Raw genomic sequence first — 26,110 nt, 5'->3', positions numbered from 1 at the left:
GGCTGCGAGGTATGAGTTTGACTCACCACCGGCAAGGTGGGTCCGTCCTGAAGGTGCAAGGACGTTGTCAGTTTGGTAGGCGATAGTAACCCTGGACCACATAGTCGATGAGAGGCTACGATCCGTGATCGGGGTGCCGCGAGGCAGTTTCACCATGGGGCGGATCTTTGGGGGGAAATGTACATCTCAGCCATCACGCTGGCAGGATTCCGAGGTCTAGATACTAGGGTCGCTCTGAGTGGGCCTCTCTCGATTATTGCTGGTGAAAACAACATCGGTAAGTCGACGATAGTCGACGCCTTGCGGATAGCTACGTCTCCATATCATGACTATCGAACACGCACGTCCGTCTCCGTCCAAGATTTCTCTCACGACGGTCGAGGAGATCGGGTTGCGACAGAGCTCTCGATAGCCTTGGAACTCCGCGGGCTTACCGGAACTGAACGAGGTCGACTGGCTACCTGTCTGACCCCATCAATCTCTCAGGACAGTGCGAAACTAACACTTACGGCTCGACTCGACGATAACGAGCGCATCACCACTGAGTGGTCCGGTGGTGATCTCGGAAATGATGTGGAGTCGTTCGCAAGAACAGCAATCCGGCACGTCTATCTGCATCCCTTGAGGGACGCGGCGCGGGACCTCAGACCCGGGGTGAATAACCGGTTGACTGGTCTAATCAGTGCATTTACAGATGCTGACGGCGTAGACAGGGCAGAGCTGGAGAAGATCGTTGATGCAGCGAACGCATCCCTCGCGAAGGTGAATGCTGTCGGCAACGCAAAGGCGGCAATTCTTGGAAGCCTCGCATCGCTAACGGGGCCGGGGCCCTACGCCCAACAGTCGGATTTGCGGTTCTCGCCGGCGAAGTATGACCGAATCATTTCAACTCTCCGAGCGCTTATGGGGCGACATGCCCCGCTCGATCTTGAAGAGAACGGTTTGGGATTCAATAATATTCTGTATATGGCTGTATTATTGGCTGTTTTGAAGAACGCTGACGAAGCTCCCCTGCAGCTCTTGTTAGTAGAAGAACCCGAGGCGCACTTACATCCACAGCTTCAGGACCTGCTGATGCGCTATCTCGAAGAGCAAGCTGCTGGTGATACGCAGGTCATCTTAACAACCCACTCGCCGCAGTTTGCCTCGTCCGCCAGAGTAGAGCGTATGACTGTGCTTGCGGAGACATCGACGAGTACCCGCGCTGCCTTCCATCTCGGCGGCATGGGCATCGAGGAAAAGGACCTCGCATTCCTCCGGCGCTTTCTAGATGTCACAAAGTCTTCTCTCCTATTCTCCAAGGGTGTAATTCTAGTCGAGGGTATCGCTGAGCAGTTGGTGGTTCCGCAGATAGCATTTAAGCTCGGAGCTCCATTGTCGCAGCATGGAATTACAGTCGTGAATGTTGGAGGCCTCAATTTCGCTGCGTTCAATTCCCTGTTTCGCGATGGTGGCCTGCCTTTCAATTGTGCGATCATCAGCGACAGTGATCCTACTTTTGAAGGTGAATTCGATCCTACGGACATTAATCCGTCGGCGATGGCGAAGAAGTTGGCAGAGCAACCTGAAGGTAGAGTCAAAGCGTTTCTCGCGAAGAGAACGTTTGAATGGGACCTCGCCTTCGCGGGAGATGGTGCTAATCGTCCTGCTCTCGTGAAGGCGTTGCGGTCTGTGCGCCCGATCAAGGCGAAGGAGTTAGAGAAGAGTGAAGCTCCGACCACAGGTTGGGCGGACGCGTTCTTAGATGCGGTGGGGAAACACAAGGGCACCTTTGCGCAATCCCTTGCGGCCGAACTAGCTACTTCAGAAATTCACCTTTCGAAAATCCCACTCTATCTCGCGGACGCCATTCGATGGGTGATCCCAGCCGTGACATTCGTAGACGATGATGTCGATGAATAGCGAAAAGCGACGACAGCAAGCTGCGGTTCTCTTATCTGAGATGCAGCAGCAGACAATGCTCGCCGGGGGCGGGAGGCTGGTAACGGCCTGTCCAGGAGCTGGTAAGACTAGGTCGGTCGGCGCTCGGGCGGCTGTTCTCGATGCCGACGGCCTGCGAGTGGCTCTAGTAACGTATACCAATGTGGCCGCCGACGAGATGCGCGGAACGCTGGCGCGGGACTATGGTGCGCGCCTTGCGGACCAACATTACGTCGGTACACTGCATAGTTTCTTGCTGAAATATGTTTTCCGTCCATTCTCGCATTTGGTTATGGGGTGCTCAGTCCCCCCTGCGGTCAGGGTGGAGTCAGGTGAAAGGTTTTTGCGCTTCAAAGAGCATCGCCTAGCGCTGGATGATTTTGAGTTCCATGTTGACTCCTCCTTGACTTTTGAGGGCCGGTACCCAAACGGACTTTTCCTCAAGCGTGCTGCGTTAAGCGAGGCAATGCGGGCGGAGGCGACCGCAGGTAAGGTCGAGGAAGCGCGATCAGGGGTGGTGCAAGTTGATGAGGCCATGTACTGGTGCATGCTCACCTTGGAGAAATTCCCTGACGTCCGTTCTGCAGTGGCAGCTCGGTTTGACGAAATTATTGTCGACGAGGCGCAAGATACCAGTGGGTTTCAAATAGAGTGCTTGAGATTGATCGCAGGTGCTGGGTTGTCGTCATTGTTCTTGGTTGGCGATTTCGATCAATCTATATATGAGTTCAAGGGTGCGAGCAGGAAGTCGTGCCTAGGATTGGCGTCCCAGATCGGGCTTGTAGAATATCGCTTGACCGAGAATCATCGTTCATCCCAACGCATTTGCAATGTTGCCGCGAACTTCCGCGGCCTCGAAACGCCCGATTCGGCAGTTGGGCCCGCTGCGAACGCAAACATCCAACCATCTGTAATGCTCTACGAGCCTGAGAGGCTCGCCTTAATTCCGGATGATTTCTCTTCCTACTTGAAGCAGTTCGAAATTTCACCTTCTCATGGTGCGGTGATTGCACGGAATAATCGGCTGCTAGATTCATTAAGTGGTAGACCGAGTCGCCCTGGTTTCACACCGTCGATACGGTTGTGCCTCGACGTTGCGCGTTTGGATCATCAGGCACCTGCGTTGCGACAACTGCGGAATCTAGAAGATCTTATCGTAAACGTCGCATTTGGCGAGGCCCAAGCATCCCGAACAGTGGAACGATCTGAGTCGCTGAGGGATGCTGCAATGTTCGTGGTTGATAATCTTCCTCCGTCGGAGGGCCTGTTAGGAGAGTGGGTCAACTCGGCAACAAGCATTATTGTGAGTGCGGCACAATTGGTCGGAGGGGATGCCGGGGTCCGCGATCGGATCTCTACTAGGCTCCGTATTAGCGCAACAAATGCGGAGCTGCCGTTGGAAGAGGCTGTCCAACCCGGCAGGTCCGACGGGCTTCGCCTCGACACCATCCACGGTGTCAAAGGTATGTCGATTGGTGGTGTTCTACTAGTAGTCGACCACGTGGAACGATATGACGGAGCGTTGCAGGCTGACGAGTGGGCGTCGGCGATTCGCCGGCAGACTGAATCGAAAGCTCAGCACGTCGCTGACGAGGAACTTCGGATCGTGTATGTCGCCCTCACCAGGGCTGAGCGTGTCTGTCGTCTAGCGATCCCGTCCGACACGTCTGTCGCAACGCTCGAGGCTTTCAGAAGTGTGGGATTCACCGTAGAAGGGCTAGACGTGTCGGCCTAGTCCGAGGGCTGGGCCGACCAGGTCCAGCCGGGCGATAAGTCGCGCGTTACCCCACAGCACAGGTGCGGGCGGTCGCAGGCCGGAGGAAGGTGCGGCGCCAAGCCGGAGTTGGTTGGGAGCGAGCGTAGTGCGTCCGGTGAGGGGCGCAGCGGCGAAGGAAGCGCGCGCAGAGCACGCGTTGGCTTGCCTGGTGTGGCGGCGGGATTTGAACCCGGAAGACCTTGCGGATGCGAGGTCTGGATTCGACTGCGGATGTCCGGAGCGGGCAGGCCAGGTGTTCGATCGCGCTAGCGCGTACTCCGTGCGGAAGCGCGGGCGATAGCCCGGAACTGCCGGCCCCAAGCCGCAGCTGATGGAGCGGGCATGGTGCGTGCGCTGAGGGAGGGCAGCGGCGAAGGAAGCGTGCGGGGAGCACGCGTGGGCTGGGCCGGGGTCCGCGACCGTTCGATCCCGTTCGCGTTTCGGTTGCGAGGTGGTCTCGGCCGACGATGCCCGGATCAGGTCAGGCTGAGTGGTCGATCGCGCGTGGGTGAGGCCTGTGCCCGGGACGGGGTTCGAACATGTGCGCCTTGCGGCTGCGAGGTGTGATCGCGGCCGGCGAGGTCCGAAAGGGAGCAGGCCGGGTGGTTGATCGCGCGCCAGCGCGCACGCGGGCGCCAGCCCGCAACTGCCGGCGCCAGCCGGCCAAAAGAAGCCACGGCGCCAAGCCGGGGGCGGGTGGGAGCGGGCGTAGTGCGCGCGCTGAGGAGCGAAGCGACGAAGAAAGCGCGCACGCAGCACGCGTGGGCGACGCCTGTGCCCGGGACGGGATTCGAACCCGTACAACCTTTCGGTCCGCGAGGTTTAAGCTCGCTGCGTCTGCCGTTCCGCCACCCGGGCTGGGGTGCGCAGGGAATGACGATACAAGCTGGTCCGGCGGTGTGGGGTGTTGAATCGGCGGTATGACGGATGCTGATCGGGAGACGCTGCGGGCGCTGGCCGACGAGGGGAACGAGAAGGCGATGGACCGGCTCGCGGAGCTGGCTGATGCGCGGGACGATCTCGACGAGTTGAGTGAGTTGCTGGACGAGGGGTCCGAGAAGGCGGGGGAGTTGCTGACTCGGCGGGCGGCGGCGCGGAAGGATCTGATCGAGCTGCAGCGGATCTCGGACGCTGGGTACGACGAGGCGGGCGACGTACTGAATCAACTGCTGGACCGCTGAGTGGCGCGGGTCTTGGTGACGGGGATGTCGGGCACCGGGAAGTCGACGGTGCTTCGGGTGTTGGCCGCGAAGGGGTACGCCACCGTGGACACCGACACCGACGAGTGGTGTGAGTGGGTGACCGACGACCGGGGCCACAGAGATTGGGTTTGGCGGCCTCAGGCGATCAACAAGCTTCTCGACGAGCACGAAGACCTGTTCGTTGCCGGGTGCAAGAGCAATCAAGGCGAGTTCTACCCACGGTTCGACAAGGTGGTGCTGCTGCGTGCGCGGGCTGAAGTGATGCTGCAGCGGATCGAGGAGCGCGGCGACAACCCGTACGGCAAGTCGGCCGAGGAGCGAGCGCTCGTGCTGGAGCATCTGCAAGTTGTGGAGCCGCTCCTGCGAGCTTCAGCCGACCATGAGATCGACACGTCCGGACCGCTGGACGACGTCGTGGACCGGCTGGAGCAACTCGCCGGGTATTGATCCAGATATATGGATCGTTCTAGGGTTGCGGATCATCAGACGCGACGACGAAGAAGAGGACGGTCATGGCTGAGGTTCTGCTGTTTCATCATTCGCAAGGGCTGACGGACGGCGTGCGGGCGTTCGCGGGGGAGCTCCGCGAGGCTGGGCACACGGTGCACACGCCGGATCTGTTCGAGGGCCGGACGTTCGGGTCGATCGAAGAGGGCATGGCCTACGTCAAGAGCGTCGGGTTCGCGGAGATCGCCGCGCGTGGCGTGAAAGCCGCAGAGACGCTGACAAACGAGTTGGTGTACGCCGGATTCTCGCTCGGCGTCGTACCGGCTCAGCAGCTCGCGCAGACGCGACCCGCAGCCAGAGGCGCGCTGTTCTTCGACTCGGCGCTGCCGGCGGAGGAGTTCGGGGCCTGGCCCACAGGACTCCCGCTGCAGATCCACGCGATGGAGAGGGACGAGTTCTACCTCGAGGACGCCGACGCGGCGAAGGCGCTGGTCGCCGAGGGCGGCGAGCTCTTCCTGTACGACGGCGACCAGCACCTGTTCGCCGACAGCTCGCTGCCGTCGTACGACGAGCAGGCCGCGAAGCTGCTCACCGAGCGCGTGCTGAAGTTCCTCGAAACTCGCTAGTCACACTTTCCCGGCGAGATCCGTCGCACTGATGAAACCCGGAAACACCGGGCCGATGCGATGGGAGTACGACGATGATTCTGGTGACTGGCGGAACCGGCACGCTGGGGCGCAAGGTCGTTCGCGGGCTGCTGGACGCGGGCCGCGACGTGCGGGTGCTGAGCCGCAGCGACAAGGCGCCGTACGATGGGGTGCAGGTCATGGTCGGCGATCTCGAGACCGGTGAGGGTGTCGACCAGGCCGTGCGCGGCGTCGACACGATCGTGCACTGCGCGGGATCCGCGAAGGGCGACGACGTGAAGGCCAAGAACCTGATCGCGGCGGCGGTCCCGGCCGGCGTCCGGCACGTCGTCAACATCTCCGTCGTCGGCGCCAACACGATCCCGGTGGTCAGCGGCCTCGACCAGAAGATGTTCGGGTACTTCGCCGGCAAGCGCGGCGCGGAGTTGATCATCGAGCGGTCCGGGATTCCGTGGACGAACCTGCGCGCGACCCAGTTCCACGAGCTGACCTTCACCGTGGCCGAGCAGCTGGCCAAGCTGCCGGTCGTGCCCGGGCCGAGCGGGTTCAAGATCCAGCCGGTCGACGCGGCGGCGGTGGCCGAGCGGCTGGTGGAGCTGGCCCTGACCGAGCCGCAGGGTCAGGTCGAGGACATCGCCGGGCCGCGGACGTACACGTTCAAGGAGATGATGAAGGTCTACCTGCAGGCGGTCGGCAAGCGGCGGATGATGCTGCCGATGCGCACGCCGGGCAAAGCGGCCGCGGCGTACCGGGCGGGCGCGAACCTGTCGCCCGGGCACGGGACCGGCCGGACCTGGGAGGACTTCGTGAACGCCGAGGTGAACGCCGACGTGAATGCCGGCGTGAAGGCCTGATCGAAAGGCTCTCCGGTGGTCCGGCCGCGCAGTACCGTGCCGGAAACGCCACCAGGAGGGGACGAACCGATGACCGACCTGAGCGAGCTCGTCGTCAACCGCGCGGACGGGCGCGACGACGGCGAGGACTGGACCGAGAACTACGAGGAGCTGCCCGGCGGCGCCGGCATCTCGATCATCCTCGAGGCGACCACGCAGGAAGGCGTCGGGCCGCGGCTGCACAAGCACCCGTACGCCGAGACGTTCATCATCCGGCGCGGCTCGGCGACCTTCACCGTCGACGGCACCGAGGTGGTCGGCCGGGCCGGGCAGATCCTGGTCGTGCCGGCCGACACACCCCACAAGTTCAAGACCGGGCCCGGGGGCTACGAGGCCGTGCACATCCACGCCAACGCGACGTTCGAGACCGAGTGGCTGGAGTAGCCCGCGGTACGACGTATTGGTGACTGATCTGTTGGCCTTCGCAACTGCTTCAGCCGCAGGGGTTTCGGTTGGGGAACACTGGGTTGTTCCTCAGCAGTTGTTAAGGGTGGGACCGTACTATTCCGGTACGACCCACAGTGGGTTCATCAGGAGGATGACATGCAGAGCAGTAACCCGGTTCTGAACCGGTCGAGTGCGTTCGCGCCTGGCCAGGGCCAGGCCTACCCCGGGGCCGCTCCGTACGGTCAGCCGGGTCCCTACGGCCAGCCTGGCCAGGGCTACGGCGGGCCGGGTATGCCGCCGCAGCAGCAGTACCAGTCCGCCGACAGCCGGCCGATGACGTTGGACGACGTGATCGTCAAGACGTCGATCACGCTCGGTGTGGTGGTCGTCTTCGCCGCGCTGGCGTGGTGGAAGGTCCCGACCAATCTGGTCACGCCGGCCTTCCTGGGTGGCGCGCTGGTCGCGTTCGCCCTGGCGATGGTGCTGTCGTTCTCGCGCAAGATCAACCCGGTCCTGGTGATGCTGTACGCCGCCGCCGAGGGTGTATTCCTGGGCATCGGCAGCAAGTTCATCGCCAACTGGGTGGGTGACTCGGGCATCGTCGTGCAGGCCGTGCTGGCCACGATGGTGACGGCCGGGATGACGCTGGCGACGTACAAGTACTTCGCGATCAAGGTCACGCCGCGGTTCACCAAGATGGTGATCATCGCGACGATGGGCTTCGCGGGCGTGATCCTGATCAACTTCATCGCCAGCCTGTTCGGCTTCAACTCCGGCATCGGCGGCTTCGGCCCGATGGGCCTGCTGTTCGCCGCGCTCGGCGCCGGCCTGGCGGTGTTCAACCTGATCCTCGACTTCGACATGATCGAGCAGGGCGTCAAGCACGGCGCCCCGCAGAACGAGGCCTGGCGGGCCGCGTTCGGCCTGACCGTCACCCTGGTCTGGCTGTACTGGAACCTGCTCCGGATCCTCGCGATCCTGCGCGGCGACAACTAGCGAACCAGCAGAAGGGCCGGTCCCCGGGTGGGGGATCGGCCCTTCTGTCGTTCCGGCCCGACGCGCGCCGCCGGGCCCGAGGACCGCGACTTCTGAACGCCCAGCGGTCACAATCGGAAGATGACCACGCGGGACGAGATCGTTCGTCGGTACCAGGACTACTTGGACGCGTGCAACCGGCGCGACTGGGACGAGCTCGGCTCGTACGTCGCGGACCAGGTGCTGGTCAACGGCGCCGAGCGGACCCGCGCGCAGTACGTCGCGGACGTCCGGCGGACGACGATGATCTTCCCCGACTACCGGTGGGAGCTGCGCCGCGCGATCCACGAGGGGGAGTGGCTGGCCGTCCACCTGTACGACACCGGTACGCGGCACTGGGAGTTCCTCGGCGCGGACGGGGACGGGTCACGCGTCGAGACCGACGAGTTCGACCTGTACCGCATCGTCGACGGACTGATCGTCGAGGTCGAGGGCACCGCCGACAACGCGCGGCTGCGGAACTGACGGGCCGGGACGCACAACGGGCCTGCCCCTCCACCTGAAAGGGCAGGCCCGCGGCAAAAAACTGGCTCCTGTTCGGCTCGTCAGCCCATTCGCCGGTGCGCTTTGACCAGGTCGTATTCGTGAACGATGGCTGTGGCGTGCCCGTGCGCGAGGGCGTACTCGCTGGAAAGCCATCTCACCCTGTCGTCGAAGCGTGAGAACGACGGTCCGTCGTTCATCAGGCCGAACCACTCGGTCATCTCGCGTCCGGTGCACTGGGGCACCTTCTCCACCAGACGTTTGTGGGTTTCCTCGGAGTGGTTCAGGCCCATCGTCGCCTCCCGTCGTCGGGGTCGTGCGGTTGTTATCGACTGTGCATCACGAAGCCCGTGCAGGCAAGGCCCTCTTGATGAAAGTCGCCGCTCAGCGGACGCACGATCGCGCGACAACCCTTCCAGTACGGCGATCCGGGCCGTCGGCACCGATCCGGACCACCGGCCGAAAGTCCGGTCAGGACGGCGAACCGACCATCGACTTGCCGGCTTCGGGCCCGCGCTCGTCGGCGGGGTCGTCGACGCGTTCGATGTCGGCCTTCGGGTGCCGGCGCCGGTGCCGGAGCTGCGCCCAACGGCCACGCGGTCCACGCTCGCGCCCGGCGACCTCGGTCGCGGCGACCTCAGTGCCCGCGGTCCGCACAGCCTGTACGGCGGCCTCCGCGATCGGGAGCACGGCCTCACCACGGAAGGCCTCGGGCTGGACGAACGACTCCGTCCCGACACCCATCGCCGCGGCGACCGACGGCAGCAGCGCCGCGGCGGCCGCGGCGTACCCGGTGACGGACGGGTGGAACCGGTCCGGCCCGAACATCTGCGGGTCGGTCCGGAACGCCTCGTTGAGCAGCGACCCCATCGAGACCGATCGCCCGCCGGCCTCGACCACGGCGATCGTCTGCGCGGCCGCGAGCCGCTGGCTCCAGGACCGGGCGACCTGCCGCAGCGGCGGCATGATCGGCCGGACCACGCCGAGATCGGGGCAGGTGCCTACGACCACCTCGCAGTTCGCCGCCCGCAGCCGCCGGACGGCGTGGTCGAGCAGCCGGACCGAGACCGACGGCGGCATCTGCGCCTTCACGTCGTTCACGCCGATCAGGATCGCGGCGACGTGCGGGCCGGACAGCAACGCGGTGTCGATCTGCGGCGCGAGGTCGGTGGACTTCGCCCCGACCTTCGACACGTCGACCAGCCGGACCGGGCGCTTGGCCAGCTCGGCCAGACCGCAGGCCAGCAGGACGCCGGGGGTCTCGTCGGGTGACGACGTTCCGTATCCGGCCGCGCTGGAGTCTCCGATCATCGCGAGCGTGATCGGATGACCTGGATACCGGCCGTACAGACCGTCGCCCTTGGCCGGGTGAGCCTTCATCGGGCCGATCACGCGCTTGGCGTACCGCGCCTCCGCGGTCAGTACGCCGTACAGCGTCGCCCCGATCAGTCCTAGTCCCCCACCACCGAAGGCTGCGGCCTGGGCCAGTCGCTTCGCGGCCCGGGCTGTGCTCATACCCCCAAGGATTACACGCAGTAGCGTTGAAGCAAGTGAAATAGGGGGAAACACGCGGCGTCCCATACAGTGAGATCCGTGCGCTACGCGAACTCACTCCTGGACCTGGTCGGCAACACCCCGCTGGTACGCCTGACGAAGACGACCGACGGCGCCAAGCCGCTCGTCCTCGCCAAGGTCGAGTACTTCAACCCCGGCGGCTCGGTGAAGGACCGGATCGCGGTCCGGATGGTCGAGGCCGCGGAGGCCTCCGGCGAGCTCAAGCCCGGCGGCACGATCGTCGAGCCGACGTCGGGCAACACCGGCGTCGGGCTGGCGATGGTGGCCCAGCAGAAGGGCTACAAGTGCGTCTTCGTCTGCCCTGACAAGGTCAGCGAGGACAAGCGCAACGTGCTCAAGGCGTACGGCGCGGAGGTCGTGGTCTGCCCGACCGCGGTCGCGCCGGAGCACCCGGACTCCTACTACAACGTCTCCGACCGGCTGGTCCGCGAGATCGAGGGCGCCTGGAAGCCGAACCAGTACGCCAACGTGAACAACCCGATCTCGCACTACGAGTCGACCGGCCCGGAGATCTGGGAGCAGACCGAGGGCAAGATCACGCACTTCGTCGCGGGCGTCGGCACCGGCGGCACGATCAGCGGCACCGGCAAGTACCTCAAGGAGGTCTCCGGCGGCAAGGTGCAGGTCATCGGCGCGGACCCGGAGGGCTCGGTCTACTCCGGCGGCTCCGGCCGGCCGTACCTGGTCGAGGGCGTCGGTGAGGACTTCTGGCCGGAGACCTACGACAAGACCATCGCCGACCGGATCATCGAGGTCTCGGACGCGGACTCGTTCGCGATCACCCGGCGGCTGGCCCGTGAAGAGGCGATGCTGGTCGGCGGCTCGGCCGGGATGGCGGCGGCCGCTGCGATCCGGCTGGCCCAGGAGATCGACGACCCCGACGCGGTGATCGTCGTGCTGCTGCCGGACGGCGGCCGGGGCTACCTGACCAAGGTGTTCAACGACGACTGGCTGGCGCAGTACGGCTTCCTCGCGCACAGCCGGCAGGGCACGACGCTCGGCGAGGTGCTGGCCGGCAAGGACGGCAGCATGCCGCCGCTGGTGCACACCCACCCGCACGAGACGATCGCCGAGGCGATCGAGATCCTGCGCGAGTACAGCGTCTCGCAGATGCCGGTGGTCCGGGCCGAGCCGCCGGTGATGGCGGCCGAGGTGGCCGGGTCGGTGTCGGCCAAGACGCTGATGGACGCGCTGTACACGGGCAAGGCCCGGCTGGCCGACATCGTCGAGCTGCACATGGACGAGGCACTGCCGTCGCTGGGGGCCGGCGAGGAGGTCGCGAAGGCGGTCGCGCTGCTGGAGGGCCGGGACGCGCTGATGGTGCTGGACGATGGCAAGCCGGTCGGCGTCCTGACCCGGCAGGACCTGCTGGCCCACCTGACCGTCTGATCCGCCAGGGCCGCAGCGGCGGCCCTAGCGGTCGACGAGCGTCGGGACGATGGCGATCAGGGCGGTGATCACGACACCGCCGACGATGACGACTGCGCTCAAGATCTGAATGATGTTCATAGCAACCATGGTGCTGCGCGGAAGCCGTCCGGACATCGGCCCTTGGACCCGTCTTCGGCTCATCCCTTGGTCGTACGGCGGACCCTGAGCGCTACGACCTCCGGCGTCCGGGTCATCCCCGGGTGAGCACGAAGTCCGTCGGGTTGAGGCGCCGGGTCCGGCGCCAGTAGCCGACCGTGAACTCGGGCCAGATCGTCGAGTTGCGGCCCTGGTCGTCCAGGTACCAGCTGTTGCAGCCGGACTCCCAGACGGTGTGGTCGAGCCGCTGCTGGACCTCGTCGACGAACCGCTCCTGCACGTCCTCGCGGACCTCGACCGCCGAAGCGCGGCCGAGCAGGCGCAGCGCCTGGACGACGTACCGGACCTGGGCCTCGATCATGAAGACCATCGAGGAGTGGCCGAGCCCGGTGTTCGGGCCGACCAGGAGGAAGAGGTTCGGGTAGCCGGCCACGGTGATGCCGAGGTGGGCTCCGATGCCGTGCTGCTTCCAGTGGTCGGCCAGGTCGGTGCCGTCGCGGCCGAGGATCCGCATCCGGGTCAGGTTGCCGGAGACCTCGAAACCGGTGCCGAGGACCAGTACGTCGGCCGGCCGTTCGGTGCCGTCGGCATCGATCACGCCGGTCTCGGTGATCCGGCTGATCGGGGTCGTGACCACGTCGACGTTGGGGCGGGTGAGCGCCGGGTAGTAGTCGTTGGAGAGCAGGATCCGCTTGCAGCCGATCTGGTAGTCCGGCGTCAGCTTGGCCCGCAGTACCGGGTCCTTCACCTGCTTGCGGAGGTGGCGACGGGCCTGCAGTTCCAGGCCCTTCATCAGTTTCGGGTTGCCCGCGAAGCCGAGACCTCGCGCTTCCAGACCCCAGAAGATCGCGTCGCGGATCACGCGCTGCCCGGCGGGGAAGCGGGCGTGCAGAGCCTGTTCGCGCGGGCCGATCGCGCGGTCGGGCTTACCGGTAACCCAGGGCGCGGTGCGCTGGTAGACATCCAGGTGCGCGACCTGCTCGGCGATCCGCGGCACGAACTGGATCGCGCTGGCGCCGGTCCCGACCACGGCGACCCGGCGGCCGGTCAGGTCCTGGCTGTGGTCCCACTGGGCGGAGTGGAAGGCCGGGCCGGCGAACGTGTCCAGGCCGGGCAGGTCGGGGAACTTCGGCTGGTGCAGGTTGCCGACCCCGGCGACCAGGGCGCGGGTCTCGAGCGTCTCGTCGCCGTTGATCGTCACCGTCCACCGGCTGGTCGCCTCGTCGAAGACGGCCTCGGTGACCTCCGCGCCGTACCGGATCTTGCCGGCGACGCCGTACTTGGTCGCGCAGTGCTCGAGGTAGGCGAGGATCTCGTCCCAGGGCGCGAACATCCGCCGCCAGCGCGGGTTCTGCTCGAACGAGAACGAGTAGAGGTACGACGGGACGTCGCACGCGCAGCCGGGGTAGGTGTTGTCCCGCCAGGTGCCGCCGAGGCGCTCGGCCTGCTCGAGCACGACGAAGTCCTCGATCCCCGCGGCGCGCAGTTTGATCGCCATGCACAGCCCGGCGAATCCCGACCCCACCACGACGACCTCGGTCTGATCCATGACCGGAAGGTTACCGGCGGGTTAGGGTGGGAGGTAAGGGTTAGCTTGGTCCGATCCGGTCCGGCTTCCGCTCCGAAGTACTCCCCGGCCGCACGACCACGTGCTCACTGCCCGCAGTGTGAACGGATTCACTGTTGCCGCGGCCGGTAAGTCGTTAGGTCAAAGAACAACCGTTCTTTATTCTGGTGACCCTGCCCAACTGTCTCGTGAGGAGGCGGACGTGAACGCTGCGACGACCCACGGCGGGCCGGTCGGATGAGCGGACGCGACAAGCTGGACGACCGGCTGAGCGAACACGTCGATCGGCTGGGCGAGGAGCACCCGCCGATCGACCTGGACAGTGTCGACTACTCGATGGCGCAGCCGGGGCTGATCGCGCGCCGGTTCGGCCCGGTGCTGAGCTACATGGCCCGCGTCGAGCTCGAGGTCGAGCGCAACGTGCTGGAACTGGCCGCGCTGCTGCCCAACCCGCCGGAGGTCGACCGGCACTTCTACGCCGACGTCTGGATGCCGCAGGAGACCCGCCACGGCGAGATCCTGGACAAGCTGCAGGCGATCATCGGGCTCGACCCGCTGAAGGCCGACCTGAACCAGGTGTCGATCCGGCTGCGGCTTCTCGGTGCGCTCGGCCGGTTCGGGCCGGTCCAGGATGTCAGCCGGATGCTGTACTACCTGACCGGTATGGCGACCGAGCGGTCCGCCGTGCTCGCGTACGGGCAGCTGCACAACGGGCTGCGGGAGATGGACGAGCGGGCGATCTCGGAGACCGTGATCGCGCCGATCCGGCGGCAGGAGCCCGGGCACTTCGCCTTCTACCAGATGTCGTCCCGCGGGTTGTGGGGGCAGCTGGGCGGCTGGCAGAAGTGGCTGGTCCGGTCGTTGCGGCGGTTGACGTTCACGCCGGTCGGCGTCGACCACAAGCGGCAGCGGGCCGACTTCGGGCGCGTGATGGAGGCGCTCGGGATGTCCGCGCAGGACTCGGACGTCGTGCATCACGCGCAGCAGATCGCCCGGGTCGAGCACGAGCTGCTGTGGGCCAGCCGCAAGGGCCTGCGGGTGCCGACGTACGTCGTCGACGCGCTGCGCCTGGCGGTCGAGGCGGCGAAGGCCGAGGCGGACGCGGTGGCGCGGAAGCTCCCGAGGCCGAGGCTGAGCCCGGAGAGCTAACGGAGCCGGTGGAGGATCTCGCCGGCGTTGGGGATGACCAGGGTCTCGGGGTCGTTCTCGTACGCCGTGAGGTCGAAGTCGGCCGGGGCCAGGTGGTTGAGGTTGGCCCGGCGTACGACGTCCTCTGCGATGCCGGTCGACAGCGTGACCTCGACGCGGAGGTGCTCGCCGGTGGCCGGGTCCCAGGTGCCGGCGCCGCGCAGGTGGGTGGAGTGCGCGAGCACGCCCCAGTGCAGGTCGCGGAACTTCTCCCACTGGCCGACGAAGTAGTCGCGGCAGTGGTACCCGATCTGCTCGATCTCCGGGTGCATCGCGGCCAGTTGCCGGACGTGCGGCGCGTACAGGATCACCTCACCGCCGTCCGCGACGACCGGCTCGACCTTGTAGAAGCCCTTGGCGGCCGTCCAGATGTCCTGGTAGCGCGAAGGCATCAACGAGACGATCCGGCGGACGGGGTGGTCGAGGTACCTGACGTGGGTCTGCGCCGAGATCTCGGCGGCCGCCTGCCACGACGACTGGGTGTCGCCGAACGCGACGGCGTGCAGGTTGTGCGTGCCGGACTCGACGACCAGTGACAGCGCGAGCTTCTCGGCCGGGATCAGCGCCGCGGCCTCGTCGATCAGCGCGCGGACCGGCGTCGTTCCCGTCGTACCGATGATGCTCGCGCTGGTGATCAGCGCGCCGAGCCAGTGCGACAGGTCGATCACCTCCTGGCCCGCGACGCCGGGGAAGAAGTACTTGTTGCCGCCGGAGAAGCCGACGACCTCGTGCGGGAAGACCGGGCCGACCACCAGGGCGACGTCGTGCTCCACGACGGCCCGGTTGAGCTTGACGGAGACCTCCTGGTGCAGGCGGCCGTCGGAGATCTCGCCGATCCGCTCCGCGCTGATCGTGCCGAGGTCGGCGAAGGTCTCGGGCTTCCACCACTCGTGGTTCAGTACGTCGTACTCGCCGCCGAGGTGCTCGCGCAGCGCGTCCGGCGACATCTCCGCGTGGGTGCCCAGGGCAACGAGCACGGTGAGCCTGCTGACCCGTCCGGCGACCGCGCTGTGGACGGCCCGCAGCAGCAGCGGCAGCGGGCAGCTACGGGTGGCGTCCGGCACGATCACGCAGAGGCTGCGTCCGTCGAGCCTGGCGGAGGCGAGCGAGTCCTGGACGAAGGTGGTGACCTCGTCCTCGGTGAGCGTCCGGGTGCTGTCGCCGATCACGGAAGAGTCGAGCATCCACCCAGCCTAGTCGGCAAGCGATTGCCACCGCCCCGAAGCCAGACTTTGAGCACCGGCCAGTCACCGAATCGCCCCTGCGGCGGCTGATCCGTGCACAAAGTCGGATTCTGGGTGCGGGGTGTGATCGGGCGGGAGCCGTTGGTGCACGAGGGTTTCGAGGCGTTGACCAGGAGGCTGGGCGGGCGCAGCATCGAGCGTGTCAGCTGGGGATTGGCGATCGAGGGGGAGTTCCCATGTCCGACACGATGATCACGCGCCCACTCGGGTTCGGGGGCCGGTTGCTGCGGGCGGGCGACCAGGACTACGAGCAGGCGCGCACGGTGTTCAACGCGATGATCGACAAACGCCCGGCGATGATCGCGCAGTGCGAGTCGGCGGCCGACGTCGGGGCAGCGGTCCGGTACGGCGTCGAGCAGGGACTCGAGATCGCGGTCCGCGGAGGCGGGCACGGCGTGGCGGGAACGGGGGTCAGCGACGGTGGACTCGTCGTCGACCTGCGCCGGCTGAACACGGTCCAGGTCGACGCCGACGCGCGGATCGCCCGAGTCGGCGGCGGGGCGACCTGGGGGGACTTCGACAGGATGTGCCAGCCGTACTGGCTCGGTACGACGGGCGGCCGGGTCTCGACGACCGGCGTCGCCGGGCTCACGCTCGGCGGCGGGTCCGGCTGGCTGGAGCGCAAGTGGGGTCTGGCCTGCGACAGCCTGGTGTCGGTCGAGCTGATCACGGCCGAAGGGGAACTGGTGATCGCCGACGAGACGCGCAACACCGAGCTGTTCTGGGCGCTGCACGGTGGCGGCGGGAACTTCGGCGCGGCGACGGCACTGACGTTCCGGCTGCAGGTGCTGCCGGCCGTGACGCTGGCGTTGCTGATGTGGCCCGCCGAGGCCGGGCCTGACGTCGTACAGGCCTATCGGGATCTGGTCGACGGCGGTGCGCCGGAGGAGCTCGGCGGAGGAGTGTTCTACCTGACCGGTCCGCCGGAGGAGTTCGTGCCGCTGCATCTCCAGGGCGAACCGCTGGTGGCCACGGCGGCGGTCTACATGGGTGACGAGGCGCAGACGCGGGACGTGTTCACACCGATGTTCGACCTGTCGCCGGAGGGCGTGATGGTCGCCGAGATGCCGTACGCCGCACTGCAGTCGGCGCTTGACGACCCACCGGGCTTCCGGCACTACTGGTCGGCCGAACATCTTCGAGAGCTGCCGGACGCGGCGATCGCGGCCTTCTGCGCGCGGGCGGCCGACATGCCGGCCCCGTCGCCCTCGCAGCAGATGATCGTGCCGTGGGGCGGCGCGGTCGCGCGGGAAGCGGACCGGTGGCCGTTGCCGCACCGGTCGGCGGCCTGGGTCGTGCATCCGTTCGGGGTGTGGTCGGACGCGGCGGACGACGCGCGCGGAGTCCAGTGGGCGCGGGACGTGTGCGCCGACGTCAAGGAGTGGTCGACGGGCGCGGTCTACCTGAACTTCATCGGGGACGAGGGGCAGGACCGGGTGGTCGCCGGGTACGGCGAGGAGAACTACCGGCGGCTGGCTCAGGTGAAACGGGAGTACGACCCGGACAACGTGTTCCACCTGAACCAGAACATCCGGCCGGCCTAGACAGCTTTCGCGATGGCGATCGAGCCTTCGAGGCGGGCGCCGGCCTCGTAGATCATGTACTCGACACCGTTGTCGGAGCCGAACGCCGGCGCGGCACAGCGGCCGTTGTCGGGCGCGCCGGCCAGCGGCGCGTGGAAGACGCCGAGGTGGTTGCGGCGGCTGAAGTCGTTGCCCACCTCGGTGATCCGCATCGAGCCGCCGGAGCCGATGTCGGTGTGGTAGACGACGTACGTCGAACCGTTGCGCGAGGCAACGGCCGGGGCGCCGACGTCGCGCGCGCCGACCTCCTGCGGGGTGATCAGCGGGGTCTGCGAGAAGGTCCAGCTCCGGCCGTCGGGGGACCAGCCCCAGCCGATCGAGCGCCGGTTCGCGGTGGTGTTGATCATGAAGACCATCACGTAGCGCGCGTTCCGGGCCGGCAGGTCATGGCGGAACACCCGCGCGTACGACGCTTCCGTCGTACCGGCCGGGAGCATCGACGTGGAGAGCACGACCTTGTCGTAGGTGAAGTGGATGCCGTCGGTGGAGCGGGCCAGGCGGGTGGTGGTGTTCTCGCCGTGGAAGTACAGCCAGAGCTCGTTGACGTCGTCGTTCCAGAGCGAGTGCGGGGACGAGACGTGCGAGACGTTGTAGTGCGGGGACCACGTGCGGCTGATGATCGGGTTGTTCGGGTACTCCGTGTACGGGCCGCCGAGGGAGTTCGAGTACGCCAGGCACAGGCCGCCGGGGGCGTCGTGCGGTGCGTAGTACAGGTAGAAGCGGCCGAGCGCGTTGCTGATCCGGCCGACGGTGCCGCGGACGCTGGGAAAGATCAGCTCGCCGGTGGGGTTGTAGCGCAGCTTCGACTTGTCGAAGGCGACGCGGGTGAACGCGTAGTCCGGGAATCCGCCCGGGGCGGCGTGGGCCTGGGTCCGGCCGGTGGTGGCGGCTGCGCCGAGGCCGAGGGCGGCGGTGCCGCGGAGCAGGGTGCGGCGGCTGAGGTTCGGCATCTCGAGGTCCTCTCACGGGGGCGGCGTGCTGGTTCGTGCCGAGTGTGTGAGGCTGGCTCGGGTGAGGTCAAGAAGCTAATCCGTATTAGCAAAGGTATTGTCTTGATTACCGGCGCGGGACCACTGGATCAGGACGGTGACCGCGAACAGTGCGGCGGCGAGGACGAGGATCCCGAACTGCGGGACAGGGAAGCGTGGGACGATCCCGATCGCGGTGCAGACGAGCAGGATCGCGGTGGCGAACGCGCCGCGGCGGCGCGACTGGGCCGCCGTACTCGGGAGTGGGCCGACGGAGCGATCCAGTGCCCCGGCTGCTGCGGCGAGGCCGACTGCGCCGCCCAGGACGGCGGTGAGGATGCCGGGCGGGCCACCAAAGACCAGGCCGACGACGACCAGGCAGAGCAGGGCGCCGGTGCCGAGGGCGCCGAGGACGAGCGCGCTGGTGAGGTGTGCGAATCTGCGCTGGCGAAGGTCGACGCTGTCTTGTGAGTGCGGTGCTTCGTCTTGCTGGAACAGGCTCTTCACCCAGAGCACGAGGCCGACTGCGAGCACCAACGCGATGAGAACGCCGGTCACGGTCAGCACGACGGTCCTGGCGGGGGAGACGAAGTCGTAGACCTGGCCGTCTCCGAAGTCGCAGGTGGCGCGAGGCGGGAACCAGGACTCGCGCACGGTCGCGCCGGCGCTGGACGCGCGGCCGAGCGTCAGCGCGCAGTCCTCACCGGGGTCGAACCAGCTCGGCATCGAGAAGTTCACGACGACGGACCAGGCCATCGACGCCGGGAGACCGAGGAGCAGGAGCCAGTTTCGGGTGCGCATCGTCGGCAGCCTCTCATGGTCTCGGACCGCCTGGGCACTGGAGAGGAATGAAGTATGACTGGTTCCTCACGGCCACCGAGCGTGGCAATCCCGCGACGGAGATCGATCGGGACGGGGCCTGGACCGAGGGGAACCTGGTCCGCCCGCTCGTCCACGGCGCGACGTACTTCGCACGTTTGTACGACGAACTGTGCGGGCTGTCGAAAGGCGACCGGGTCTACTTCACCGACTGGCGCGGGGACCAGGACGAGGCGCTGATCGACGACGGGACGACCGTCGGCGAGGTGCTGTGCGACCTCGCGCGGAACGGGGTCGAGGTGCGCGGGCTGCTGTGGCGGTCGCACTCGGACCACGTCAGCTTCAACGCGCAGGAGAACCAGCGGCTCGGCACCGAGCTCAACGAGGCGGGCGCGGAGGTGCTGCTCGATCAGCGCGTACGGCGGCTGGCGTCGCACCACCAGAAGCTGTTCGTGATCCGGCACCGGGACGATCCGGCCGCCGACGTCGCCTTTGTCGGCGGGATCGACCTGTCGCACCAGCGGCGCGACGACGCGTCGCACCGCGGGGATCCGCAGCAGGCGCCGATGGATCCGCGGTACGGATCGCACACGCCGTGGCACGACGTGGCGCTGGAGATCCGCGGGCCGGTCGTCGGCGATCTGTTGCGGTGCTTCATCGAGCGGTGGGACGATCCGCACCCGCTCGACCGGCGGACGCCGTACCGGCTGCTCGTGCAGCGGTGGTCGCGGATGCCGCGGCATCCCTCGCCGTTGCCGGAGTCGTTCCCTGATCCGCCGGAGGCGGGGCGGCACGCCGTACAGGTGTTGCGGACGTATGCGCACAAGCATCCGGGCTTTCCGTTTGCGCCGCACGGGGAGTACAGCGTTGCGCGGGGGTATTTGAAGGCGTTGCGGCGGGCGCGGTCGTTGATCTACATCGAGGATCAGTACTTCTGGTCGCGGGACGTGGCTGCTGCCCTGCAGGAGGCGTTGGAGCGGTCGCCTGAGTTGCGGGTGATTGTGGTCGTACCGCGGTTCCCTGATGCGGACGGGCGGTTCAGCGGGCCGCCGGCGTTGGATGGTCAGCGGCGGGCTTTGGCGTTGCTGCGGTCGGATCGTTGTGCTGTTTACGATCTGGAGAATGCTGACGGGGTGCCGATCTATGTGCACGCGAAGGTTTGCATTGTCGATGACGAGTGGTTTGCCTGTGGGTCGGACAACTTCAACCGGCGCTCTTGGACCAACGACAGTGAGTTGACGTGTGCGGTGATTGCGCCGGACGTTGCTCGTTCCTTGCGCTCGGAATTGTGGTCGGAGCATCTTGGAGCTTCCGCGGAGCTCGATCCGGCCGCGGGGTTCGATGCCTGGCGTCGTACGGCGGAAGCCTTGGATGCTTGGCATGCGGGCGGCGAGGTGGGCGAGCGTCCGCCGGGGCAGGTTCGTTGCCATCGGCCTGCAAGGGTGAGCCGGTGGCAACGGGTGTGGGCTCGGCCGATCTTCGATCACGTGTACGACCCGGACGGGCGGCCTCGGGCGATGCGGCGGCGCGGGGCTTACTGAATCTGTAGCTCGGCGAAGGCTGCGGGTGGGGTGGTCAGGCGGTGGGCGATCTGGGCCGCGCACTCGGCGGGCGTTTGCTGGTCGGTGTGGACCTCGACGTCGTACTGCAGTTGCTGGTGGACGAGGGGGAACTGCAGGGCGGCGCGGCCGATGGTTCGGTTGCCTCGGGCTTGTTCCCGGCGTTCGAGCTCGGGGAGGGCGCAGTGGATGCCGACGAGGTAGACCGGGAATCCGGCGAAGACCTGCAGGCAGTCGGTCAGGCGCCAGCGTTCGCCGAGGATGTGGTCGACGACGACGTCGTTGCCCGCCGAGGCCATGCCGGCGACCACCCGGTGGAAGCCGAGGACCGTGCGCTGGAAGATCGGCAGGAACTCCTCGTCGGTCCAGTCGTGCCGCGAGCGCGCACGGTGATAGTGGTCGACGGCCAGGTGGTACCAAGCGCCGTCGAGCGTGCGCAGGAGTTCCTCCGCGACGGTCGACTTGCCGGAGCTGGAGGTCCCGTTCAGGAACACGACCCGACCGAGGGGCGGGTTGGTTGCCTGAGGCAGCAGTTCGTGCGTCGCGGAGGTCATGGGGTCATCATTTCGCGAGGAAGGTCCGCAGCTTCTCGACGTACGGCGCACGTTCGGCGGCGGTAGCGGGCTCGGTGAGGTGACGGGTGTTGTTGAGCTCGTCACCGACGTACCGCGGGAAGACGTGCACGTGGCCTTGGTTGTTCGGCCACCAGCGGGAGGCTACGAAGGCGATAGCTGTCGAGGTGCGGCGTACGACGTCGTGCTGGGTGGTGAACTCGTCCTCGCCGCCGGCGGCGAGGCGGCAGAACGGGCAGGTGTAGCCGGGTGGGGTGTGGTTGAACATCGGGGCTCCTGGAAGTCGGTTGACCTGGGTGCTGCGGCGGGGTTGGGTGGTCGGGTGAGTGAGCTGCGGATGGTTGTGGTGGAGGCGGGGGACGACCGGCTGGTCGAGGACTGGCGGGAGGTGCACAACGCGATCATCCCGACGGCGCCGTTGTCCACCGACGACGTCCGGGAACGGGCCGGGCGCAACCATCTCGAGGTCTTGTACGCCGATGGCGTCGCGGTCGGGTGCTCGACGGTGCGGCCGCCGTCGGACTCGCCCGCCGCGACGGTGATCGCGCGCGTGCTTCCGGCGTACCGGCAGCGCGGGTACGGCGAGCAGCTGTACCGGCGCGGGCTGGCGACGGCCGAATCGTTGGGCGCGTCGGACGTCGAGACGATCGTGCTCGCGAGCAACTCCGAAGGGTTGCACTTCGCGCAGCGGCGCGGGTTCATCGAGATCGACCGTTATGTGCTTCCGGGGGACACGATCCCGTTCATCGATCTGCGGCTGAGCTCGCACAGCTGGCTGTCGGTCGCCGACACTGCGCACATCGACGCGATTCGAGCTGATCCGGGGCAGTACGGCGATCTGCTGCACCAGGCGTTGGAGGCGATCGCCTATCCGCTCGACGAGGGCGTCGAGGGCACGGCGACGCGGGCGCGCGTCGTACTGCACGAGGACGGCTCGATCGAGGTCTCCGACGACGGGCGCGGCACGTTCGTGCGGTTCGACGACGACGGCGTACCGATGGTGAAGCCGATCATGGCGACCCGCGACCTGCGCTTCTTCGGCAACCCTTCCACGCCGCTTCTGCCGGACGGGCGCCCGCGGCACGGCATGTCGGTCGTCGTCGCACTGAGCGCGTGGGCGATCCACACGAACCACCGCACCGAGGGCAGCTGGACGCGGCGCTACGAGTACGGCGTACCGCGCGGGCCGCTGGTGTCGCTGCCGGGGGCTGCATCCACTGGTACGACGGTGCACTTCCGTCCGGATCCGGAGCTGTTCGCGGGGAAGCTCACGGTGGATGAGCTCGCCAAGGCGTGCGAAGGCTTCGCGCCGTCGATCCCGATCGAGATCACGACCCGCTGATCGGCGGCCGGCCGCGCCTCGCGCCACGCACCCAGCAGTTTGCGCGACGCGCCCTGCGCTCTGCACCACGCATCCCGCGCCCGCGCTCTGCATCTCACGCCTAGTCGGGCGGTCCGGGCTGGCGCCCTGCAGGTTGCGCTGCCTGACGCTACGCCCGGCGTACTGGCTGACCTCAGCTGTCCCGGGAGCTGAGGACGCAGAACTCGTTGCCTTCGGGGTCGGCCAGCACGGTCCAGCTCGGGCCGTCGGGCTGGCCGACGTCGACGCGTCTGGCGCCGAGAGTTTCCAGCCGGGCAATCTCGGCGTCGCGGTCCTGGCTGGTGTGGGGCGCGAAGTCCAGGTGCAGCCGGTTCTTCACCGCCTTGCCCTCCGGCACCGGCACGAACACGATGCCCGGTCCGACCCGCTCCCACGGAATCTCACGCATCGCCTGCTCGTCCACCCACGACGGGATGATCACGCACTCGTCGTCGGTCGCGATGATCAGCCGCCAGTCCAGCGCCTCGGCCCACCAGGCCGCCTGCGCTTTCACGTCGGCACAGTCCACCACCACTGAGTACCACCGCAACGCCATCTCGCCCCTCCTCGACTCGGTGCGCCTGATCCTGCCAGGCGGCACCCCCAGAAGTACGGCGGTGGAGGCGGGACGTTCCCGAGCCGACGCCGGCGACCCGTTCGCTGCCAAGCGGCTGGCCGAGGACCTCGCCCAGCAGGGCCGCATCGACGACGCGATCCACGTCCTACGGCCCCTGGCAGACGTCGGCAACCGGTTCGAGGCCCAGGTGCTGATGAAGCTGCTCGCCCAGCGCGGATCCAGCCGGCAGGGCGAGCGCACCTTCCGGCGCGGCCGCCGCCACGCGGTCGAACGCACTCGCCGCCGGCAGCTCTTGGAGCTGGGCGTGGAGAAGCCGGCGGGGCCGGGGTTGCGGGAGCAGCGGACTCGGCTGAGCCGGGCGTGAGGAGGAGCGGACTCGGCGGGGCTTGGGGTTGCGGGAGCAGCGGGCTCGGCGGGGCCCGGGGTTGCGGGAGCAGCGGACTCGGCTGAGCCGGGCGTGAGGAGGAGCGGACTCGGCGGGGCTTGGGGTTGCGGGAGCAGCGGGCTCGGCGGGGCCCGGGGTGCGGGAGCAGCGGGCTCGGCTGAGCCGGGGTGAGGGAGCAGCGGACTCGGCGGGGCCCGGGGTGCGGGAGCAGCGGGCTCGGCTGAGCCGGGGTGAGGGAGCAGCGGACTCGGCTGAGTTCCAGGCGTGCCGGGCTCAGACCAGATCGAGCAGCTTGCGGGTCGGACGCGCGGCGATCCGCCAGTCGCCGTACAGGCCGAGTACGTCGTCCGTCGTGCAGCGCAGCGCGAGATACACCCAGCCGAGCTCCCCGTCGACACGTTCGGCGAACCCCGCCGCGACCTCGAACAGCTCACCGCCGCACGGGCAGACCGCCCGCTCGATCGCGGCCCACCCGCTCCCGCCGAGCATCACCCAGGGACTGTCGCAGCCGGCGCAGCGTCGTACGGCGTACCCGTGCTCGTCGTCGATCCCGACCACGAACACCGAGTCCCCGCACCCGTTGCACCGGGCCGGCACGATCTCGCTGACCTGCCCGTACGAGAACGCCACCAGGAACTCCGCGAGGTCCGAACTCACCGACCCCCGCCACCACGGACTGCGCCGCTCGATCACCATCCGCAGAGGATGCCAGCCCCGCCCTCCCGCTCCTCGGCGCCGGGCCGCAGCGCGCCCGTCTCAGTCCGTACAAGCTTCAACCGAGCGGCGTCAGCCGGCCCGGCATCGCCATGAGGCACCTCGGGCTCGACCACAACGGCTCGGTCTCGGCCCGCGTCCCGAGGCCGCACGCGATCGCCTCCACCGCCTCCTGCACCGAGGCAGCCGGTGGCATCTCGCACTCGATCTCGTTCGATGTCGCCGCTCAGGCCGGGCAGCGCCCGCGCATCGCCGATCAGGCTTCGCCGTCCGCGATCCCGGCGGATCGCCTCGGCCCGTACGGCGCTTACCCGGTCAGGCCGAGGGCCGAAGACGCCGTGGTCGCCGAAACCGCCGCCGACCACGTCGCGGTTCCGTCCACCCGCCGCACTCCGTCTCACCACTCGTCCTGCCCGCCGACCACTTGGCGGTTCCATGCAACCGCCGCACTCCGTCTCACCACTCGTCCTGCCCGAGCCCGACCGCGCCGTCGATCAGCTCCCGCGCCGCGTCCAGATGCCCGAGATGCCGCGCCGTCTCCTCGATCATGTGCAGCACGATCACCCGCAACTCAGCCGGCTCCGGCCCGACCCCGTGCCGCCCGATCGGTGCCGCCGACAACGAAGTCGAAGCCAGTACGTCGTTGGCCCGCGCGATCTCGTCCCGGTAGAACCCGAACACCACCTCCGTACTCCGCGTCGTCGACAACGGCCCACTGTCGTTGTCCTCGTCGTCCTCCCAAGGCACTGGCTCGGCCGCCCCCAGCATCACCTGCTGAAACCAGTGCCGCTCCGCATACCCCAGGTGCTCCACCAGCCCCAAAGGCGCCCACCCCGAAGGCAGCACGACCTGCCGCAACTGCCGCTCGTCCAACCCGGCAAGCACCTCGAACACCCGCCCCCGCTGAGCCTCCAGGAACCCCACCAACAGCTCGTCCACCGCATCCATGTCCAGACCCTCCCACCCGCCACCGACAAATCCACGCGCCCTGCCGGCCGCCGTACGGCGATGATCATGGGATGCAGACTCCGAGGTGGTCCGAGGTCGCCGACTTCTTCGGGCGCACGAACGGGCAGCCGCTGGGCGTCTACGTGTTCGGCGCTGGTGTGAAGGACTGGGAGAAGGCGATCGCTGCCGTCGTCTCGCAGGGCTGGCAGGTCGGCTTCACCTCGATCGGCCGGCCGGACCTGCCCGGCGTCCGCGAGATCTTCGCCGGGGCAGACGACCTCTCCGCCTCCCTCTCGGTGCAGCCGCTCGTCGGTCTCTTCATGACGACGAGGTTTTCGACCGCAGACGAGATCGAGTTCGGCCTCCACTCGGACGACGTCCGGGGGCAGACCGGGCTGGATGCCGTGTGCACCTTCCTGCGAGTCGTCGCGCAGGCGGTGGGGAAGCCCGCGGTACTCACCTCCGAGGAGCTTCGCCCCAGGCACCTGCTGGCCTACGACCCCGGCACGGACCACTTCGCCGTACGGCCGGAAACCCCGCGTACTGGATGATGTGGAGATGCGTGATCGGGTGACCAGGCCGCCGAACTGGTTGGCGGGCGTGTTCAGCGGACTGCTGTTCGGCGTTGCGTTCGGGGCATTCGTCAAGCACGACGGCGCGGGCTGGGGCGAGACGGTTGGAGTCGGTGTCGCGGCCGGTGTCTTCTTCGGCTTCGCGTTGTTGTACGGCGGCCAGTAGCGCCGCAGCGGAATCG

Annotated in this window: 28 protein-coding genes, 1 tRNA gene and 1 pseudogene; 18 read left to right on the top strand and 12 right to left on the bottom strand. The window is 67.4% G+C overall.

Going from position 1 to position 26,110, the window contains the following annotated elements; all coding sequences use genetic code 11:
- Window positions 1-177: 177 nt before the first annotated feature.
- The 3 genes and pseudogenes from ABD235_RS39955 to ABD235_RS30600 all read left to right on the top strand — a co-directional run.
- A pseudogene (locus ABD235_RS39955) lies at window positions 178-363 on the top strand (AAA family ATPase); the annotation flags it as partial.
- Between the two features lie 303 nt (window positions 364-666).
- Window positions 667-1,902 carry an ATP-dependent nuclease gene (locus ABD235_RS30605; RefSeq protein ID WP_344180465.1) on the top strand — a complete coding sequence of 412 codons (1,236 nt, stop codon included), beginning with the start codon at window positions 667-669 and terminating at the stop codon, window positions 1,900-1,902.
- The gene (locus tag ABD235_RS30600) at window positions 1,886-3,655 is read left to right on the top strand and encodes a UvrD-helicase domain-containing protein (RefSeq protein WP_344180463.1); all 1,770 of its coding nucleotides are present in this window, start codon (window positions 1,886-1,888) and stop codon (window positions 3,653-3,655) included. The genes ABD235_RS30605 and ABD235_RS30600 overlap by 17 nt, the downstream gene beginning before the upstream one ends.
- A 796-nt stretch (window positions 3,656-4,451) precedes the next feature.
- Here the strand turns inward: ABD235_RS30600 and ABD235_RS30595 are convergent.
- A tRNA-Leu gene (locus ABD235_RS30595) sits at window positions 4,452-4,534 on the bottom strand.
- A gap of 62 nt (window positions 4,535-4,596) precedes the next feature.
- On the opposite strand from ABD235_RS30595, the gene ABD235_RS30590 reads away from it, so the two are divergent.
- The 7 genes from ABD235_RS30590 (at window position 4,597) to ABD235_RS30560 (ending at window position 8,752) form a co-directional block, all read left to right on the top strand.
- Window positions 4,597-4,857, top strand: a complete 261-nt coding sequence (locus ABD235_RS30590; RefSeq protein ID WP_344180461.1) for a hypothetical protein — start codon at window positions 4,597-4,599, stop codon at window positions 4,855-4,857.
- Window positions 4,858-5,325 carry an AAA family ATPase gene (locus tag ABD235_RS30585; RefSeq protein WP_344180459.1) on the top strand — a complete coding sequence of 156 codons (468 nt, stop codon included), beginning with the start codon at window positions 4,858-4,860 and terminating at the stop codon, window positions 5,323-5,325.
- A gap of 65 nt (window positions 5,326-5,390) precedes the next feature.
- Complete coding sequence (locus ABD235_RS30580) at window positions 5,391-5,951, top strand: dienelactone hydrolase family protein (RefSeq protein ID WP_344180457.1); 561 nt, start codon at window positions 5,391-5,393, stop codon at window positions 5,949-5,951.
- A 74-nt stretch (window positions 5,952-6,025) separates the two neighbouring features.
- On the top strand, window positions 6,026-6,826 hold the full coding sequence (locus ABD235_RS30575) for an SDR family oxidoreductase (protein ID WP_344180455.1): 801 nt from the start codon (window positions 6,026-6,028) through the stop codon (window positions 6,824-6,826).
- A gap of 69 nt (window positions 6,827-6,895) precedes the next feature.
- Entirely contained in the window at window positions 6,896-7,249 is a 354-nt protein-coding gene (locus tag ABD235_RS30570) for a cupin domain-containing protein (protein WP_344180453.1), read from the top strand.
- A gap of 159 nt (window positions 7,250-7,408) precedes the next feature.
- On the top strand, window positions 7,409-8,248 hold the full coding sequence (locus ABD235_RS30565) for a Bax inhibitor-1/YccA family protein (RefSeq protein WP_344180451.1): 840 nt from the start codon (window positions 7,409-7,411) through the stop codon (window positions 8,246-8,248).
- Between the two features lie 120 nt (window positions 8,249-8,368).
- Window positions 8,369-8,752 (top strand): ester cyclase, encoded by a 384-nt coding sequence (locus ABD235_RS30560; RefSeq protein ID WP_344180450.1) that lies wholly within the window; start codon window positions 8,369-8,371, stop codon window positions 8,750-8,752.
- Between the two features lie 80 nt (window positions 8,753-8,832).
- Here the strand turns inward: ABD235_RS30560 and ABD235_RS30555 are convergent, their stop codons facing one another.
- Window positions 8,833-9,063, bottom strand: a complete 231-nt coding sequence (locus ABD235_RS30555) for a DUF4287 domain-containing protein (RefSeq protein ID WP_184797718.1) — start codon at window positions 9,061-9,063, stop codon at window positions 8,833-8,835.
- A gap of 178 nt (window positions 9,064-9,241) precedes the next feature.
- Window positions 9,242-10,285: an SGNH/GDSL hydrolase family protein gene (locus ABD235_RS30550; protein WP_344180446.1), complete on the bottom strand. Its 1,044-nt coding sequence runs from the start codon at window positions 10,283-10,285 to the stop codon at window positions 9,242-9,244.
- Window positions 10,286-10,363: 78 nt separating this feature from the next.
- Here ABD235_RS30550 and ABD235_RS30545 point away from each other — a divergent pair, with 78 nt between their 5' ends.
- On the top strand, window positions 10,364-11,734 hold the full coding sequence (locus ABD235_RS30545) for a cystathionine beta-synthase (RefSeq protein WP_344180445.1): 1,371 nt from the start codon (window positions 10,364-10,366) through the stop codon (window positions 11,732-11,734).
- Window positions 11,735-11,966: 232 nt separating this feature from the next.
- On the opposite strand, the gene ABD235_RS30540 is transcribed toward ABD235_RS30545, so the two are convergent.
- A complete protein-coding gene (locus ABD235_RS30540; protein ID WP_344180443.1) occupies window positions 11,967-13,421 on the bottom strand; it encodes a flavin-containing monooxygenase in 1,455 nt (484 codons plus the stop codon).
- Window positions 13,422-13,676: 255 nt separating this feature from the next.
- Here ABD235_RS30540 and ABD235_RS30535 point away from each other — a divergent pair, with 255 nt between their 5' ends.
- Window positions 13,677-14,588 (top strand): GTP-binding protein LepA, encoded by a 912-nt coding sequence (locus ABD235_RS30535; protein WP_344180441.1) that lies wholly within the window; start codon window positions 13,677-13,679, stop codon window positions 14,586-14,588.
- Here the strand turns inward: ABD235_RS30535 and ABD235_RS30530 are convergent.
- Complete coding sequence (locus ABD235_RS30530; protein ID WP_344180439.1) at window positions 14,585-15,811, bottom strand: lactate racemase domain-containing protein; 1,227 nt, start codon at window positions 15,809-15,811, stop codon at window positions 14,585-14,587. The genes ABD235_RS30535 and ABD235_RS30530 overlap by 4 nt on opposite strands.
- 236 nt (window positions 15,812-16,047) lie before the next feature.
- On the opposite strand from ABD235_RS30530, the gene ABD235_RS30525 reads away from it, so the two are divergent.
- Window positions 16,048-17,415 (top strand): FAD-binding oxidoreductase, encoded by a 1,368-nt coding sequence (locus ABD235_RS30525; RefSeq protein ID WP_344180437.1) that lies wholly within the window; start codon window positions 16,048-16,050, stop codon window positions 17,413-17,415.
- Here the strand turns inward: ABD235_RS30525 and ABD235_RS30520 are convergent.
- The gene (locus tag ABD235_RS30520) at window positions 17,412-18,404 is read right to left on the bottom strand and encodes a glycoside hydrolase family protein (RefSeq protein ID WP_344180435.1); all 993 of its coding nucleotides are present in this window, start codon (window positions 18,402-18,404) and stop codon (window positions 17,412-17,414) included. The genes ABD235_RS30525 and ABD235_RS30520 overlap by 4 nt on opposite strands.
- Window positions 18,405-18,479: 75 nt before the next feature.
- Entirely contained in the window at window positions 18,480-19,223 is a 744-nt protein-coding gene (locus tag ABD235_RS30515; RefSeq protein WP_344180433.1) for a hypothetical protein, read from the bottom strand.
- Between the two features lie 47 nt (window positions 19,224-19,270).
- Here ABD235_RS30515 and ABD235_RS30510 point away from each other — a divergent pair, with 47 nt between their 5' ends.
- Window positions 19,271-20,782, top strand: coding sequence for a phospholipase D-like domain-containing protein (locus tag ABD235_RS30510; RefSeq protein ID WP_344180431.1), 1,512 nt, complete (start codon window positions 19,271-19,273; stop codon window positions 20,780-20,782).
- On the opposite strand, the gene ABD235_RS30505 is transcribed toward ABD235_RS30510, so the two are convergent.
- Both ABD235_RS30505 and ABD235_RS30500 read right to left on the bottom strand, forming a co-directional pair.
- Window positions 20,776-21,354, bottom strand: a complete 579-nt coding sequence (locus tag ABD235_RS30505; RefSeq protein ID WP_344180429.1) for a chloramphenicol phosphotransferase CPT family protein — start codon at window positions 21,352-21,354, stop codon at window positions 20,776-20,778. The two genes, ABD235_RS30510 and ABD235_RS30505, sit on opposite strands and share 7 nt — an antisense overlap.
- 7 nt (window positions 21,355-21,361) lie before the next feature.
- Window positions 21,362-21,640, bottom strand: a complete 279-nt coding sequence (locus ABD235_RS30500; RefSeq protein ID WP_344180427.1) for an HIT family protein — start codon at window positions 21,638-21,640, stop codon at window positions 21,362-21,364.
- 54 nt (window positions 21,641-21,694) lie between these two features.
- Here ABD235_RS30500 and ABD235_RS30495 point away from each other — a divergent pair, with 54 nt between their 5' ends.
- A complete protein-coding gene (locus ABD235_RS30495) occupies window positions 21,695-22,714 on the top strand; it encodes a GNAT family N-acetyltransferase (protein WP_344180425.1) in 1,020 nt (339 codons plus the stop codon).
- Window positions 22,715-22,886: 172 nt separating this feature from the next.
- On the opposite strand, the gene ABD235_RS30490 is transcribed toward ABD235_RS30495, so the two are convergent.
- Window positions 22,887-23,288, bottom strand: a complete 402-nt coding sequence (locus ABD235_RS30490; protein ID WP_344180423.1) for a VOC family protein — start codon at window positions 23,286-23,288, stop codon at window positions 22,887-22,889.
- 61 nt (window positions 23,289-23,349) lie between these two features.
- On the opposite strand from ABD235_RS30490, the gene ABD235_RS30485 reads away from it, so the two are divergent.
- On the top strand, window positions 23,350-23,673 hold the full coding sequence (locus ABD235_RS30485) for a hypothetical protein (RefSeq protein ID WP_344180421.1): 324 nt from the start codon (window positions 23,350-23,352) through the stop codon (window positions 23,671-23,673).
- Window positions 23,674-23,967: 294 nt separating this feature from the next.
- Here the strand turns inward: ABD235_RS30485 and ABD235_RS30480 are convergent, their stop codons facing one another.
- Both ABD235_RS30480 and ABD235_RS30475 read right to left on the bottom strand, forming a co-directional pair.
- Entirely contained in the window at window positions 23,968-24,390 is a 423-nt protein-coding gene (locus ABD235_RS30480; RefSeq protein WP_344180419.1) for a hypothetical protein, read from the bottom strand.
- A 474-nt stretch (window positions 24,391-24,864) separates the two neighbouring features.
- Window positions 24,865-25,356 (bottom strand): DinB family protein, encoded by a 492-nt coding sequence (locus ABD235_RS30475; RefSeq protein WP_344180417.1) that lies wholly within the window; start codon window positions 25,354-25,356, stop codon window positions 24,865-24,867.
- A gap of 71 nt (window positions 25,357-25,427) precedes the next feature.
- On the opposite strand from ABD235_RS30475, the gene ABD235_RS30470 reads away from it, so the two are divergent.
- Complete coding sequence (locus ABD235_RS30470) at window positions 25,428-25,907, top strand: hypothetical protein (RefSeq protein WP_344180415.1); 480 nt, start codon at window positions 25,428-25,430, stop codon at window positions 25,905-25,907.
- A 7-nt stretch (window positions 25,908-25,914) separates the two neighbouring features.
- Window positions 25,915-26,094, top strand: a complete 180-nt coding sequence (locus tag ABD235_RS30465; RefSeq protein ID WP_344180414.1) for a hypothetical protein — start codon at window positions 25,915-25,917, stop codon at window positions 26,092-26,094.
- The last annotated feature ends 16 nt before the right edge of the window (window positions 26,095-26,110 follow it).

The sequence above is a fragment of the Kribbella lupini genome (assembly GCF_039529595.1).
GTDB lineage: Bacteria > Actinomycetota > Actinomycetes > Propionibacteriales > Kribbellaceae > Kribbella > Kribbella lupini.
This window is presented reverse-complemented; position numbering and strand designations above follow the sequence as displayed.

Excerpts from the sequence above, each read along its gene's own strand:
- ABD235_RS30480 (WP_344180419.1), bottom strand. The coding sequence starts at position 24,390 with ATGGTGATCGAGCGGCGCAGTCCGTGGTGGCGGGGGTCGGTGAGTTCG.
- ABD235_RS30560 (WP_344180450.1), top strand. The coding sequence starts at position 8,369 with ATGACCACGCGGGACGAGATCGTTCGTCGGTACCAGGACTACTTGGAC.
- ABD235_RS30470 (WP_344180415.1), top strand. The coding sequence starts at position 25,428 with ATGCAGACTCCGAGGTGGTCCGAGGTCGCCGACTTCTTCGGGCGCACG.
- ABD235_RS30535 (WP_344180441.1), top strand. The coding sequence starts at position 13,677 with ATGAGCGGACGCGACAAGCTGGACGACCGGCTGAGCGAACACGTCGAT.
- ABD235_RS30570 (WP_344180453.1), top strand. The coding sequence starts at position 6,896 with ATGACCGACCTGAGCGAGCTCGTCGTCAACCGCGCGGACGGGCGCGAC.
- ABD235_RS30555 (WP_184797718.1), bottom strand. The coding sequence starts at position 9,063 with ATGGGCCTGAACCACTCCGAGGAAACCCACAAACGTCTGGTGGAGAAG.
- ABD235_RS30500 (WP_344180427.1), bottom strand. The coding sequence starts at position 21,640 with ATGTTCAACCACACCCCACCCGGCTACACCTGCCCGTTCTGCCGCCTC.
- ABD235_RS30490 (WP_344180423.1), bottom strand. The coding sequence starts at position 23,288 with ATGGCGTTGCGGTGGTACTCAGTGGTGGTGGACTGTGCCGACGTGAAA.
- ABD235_RS30475 (WP_344180417.1), bottom strand. The coding sequence starts at position 25,356 with ATGGATGCGGTGGACGAGCTGTTGGTGGGGTTCCTGGAGGCTCAGCGG.
- ABD235_RS30530 (WP_344180439.1), bottom strand. The coding sequence starts at position 15,811 with ATGCTCGACTCTTCCGTGATCGGCGACAGCACCCGGACGCTCACCGAG.
- ABD235_RS30580 (WP_344180457.1), top strand. The coding sequence starts at position 5,391 with ATGGCTGAGGTTCTGCTGTTTCATCATTCGCAAGGGCTGACGGACGGC.
- ABD235_RS30600 (WP_344180463.1), top strand. The coding sequence starts at position 1,886 with ATGATGTCGATGAATAGCGAAAAGCGACGACAGCAAGCTGCGGTTCTC.
- ABD235_RS30550 (WP_344180446.1), bottom strand. The coding sequence starts at position 10,285 with ATGAGCACAGCCCGGGCCGCGAAGCGACTGGCCCAGGCCGCAGCCTTC.
- ABD235_RS30525 (WP_344180437.1), top strand. The coding sequence starts at position 16,048 with ATGTCCGACACGATGATCACGCGCCCACTCGGGTTCGGGGGCCGGTTG.
- ABD235_RS30515 (WP_344180433.1), bottom strand. The coding sequence starts at position 19,223 with ATGCGCACCCGAAACTGGCTCCTGCTCCTCGGTCTCCCGGCGTCGATG.
- ABD235_RS30510 (WP_344180431.1), top strand. The coding sequence starts at position 19,271 with ATGAAGTATGACTGGTTCCTCACGGCCACCGAGCGTGGCAATCCCGCG.
- ABD235_RS30575 (WP_344180455.1), top strand. The coding sequence starts at position 6,026 with ATGATTCTGGTGACTGGCGGAACCGGCACGCTGGGGCGCAAGGTCGTT.
- ABD235_RS30465 (WP_344180414.1), top strand. The coding sequence starts at position 25,915 with ATGCGTGATCGGGTGACCAGGCCGCCGAACTGGTTGGCGGGCGTGTTC.
- ABD235_RS30540 (WP_344180443.1), bottom strand. The coding sequence starts at position 13,421 with ATGGATCAGACCGAGGTCGTCGTGGTGGGGTCGGGATTCGCCGGGCTG.
- ABD235_RS30565 (WP_344180451.1), top strand. The coding sequence starts at position 7,409 with ATGCAGAGCAGTAACCCGGTTCTGAACCGGTCGAGTGCGTTCGCGCCT.
- ABD235_RS30505 (WP_344180429.1), bottom strand. The coding sequence starts at position 21,354 with ATGACCTCCGCGACGCACGAACTGCTGCCTCAGGCAACCAACCCGCCC.
- ABD235_RS30590 (WP_344180461.1), top strand. The coding sequence starts at position 4,597 with ATGACGGATGCTGATCGGGAGACGCTGCGGGCGCTGGCCGACGAGGGG.
- ABD235_RS30520 (WP_344180435.1), bottom strand. The coding sequence starts at position 18,404 with ATGCCGAACCTCAGCCGCCGCACCCTGCTCCGCGGCACCGCCGCCCTC.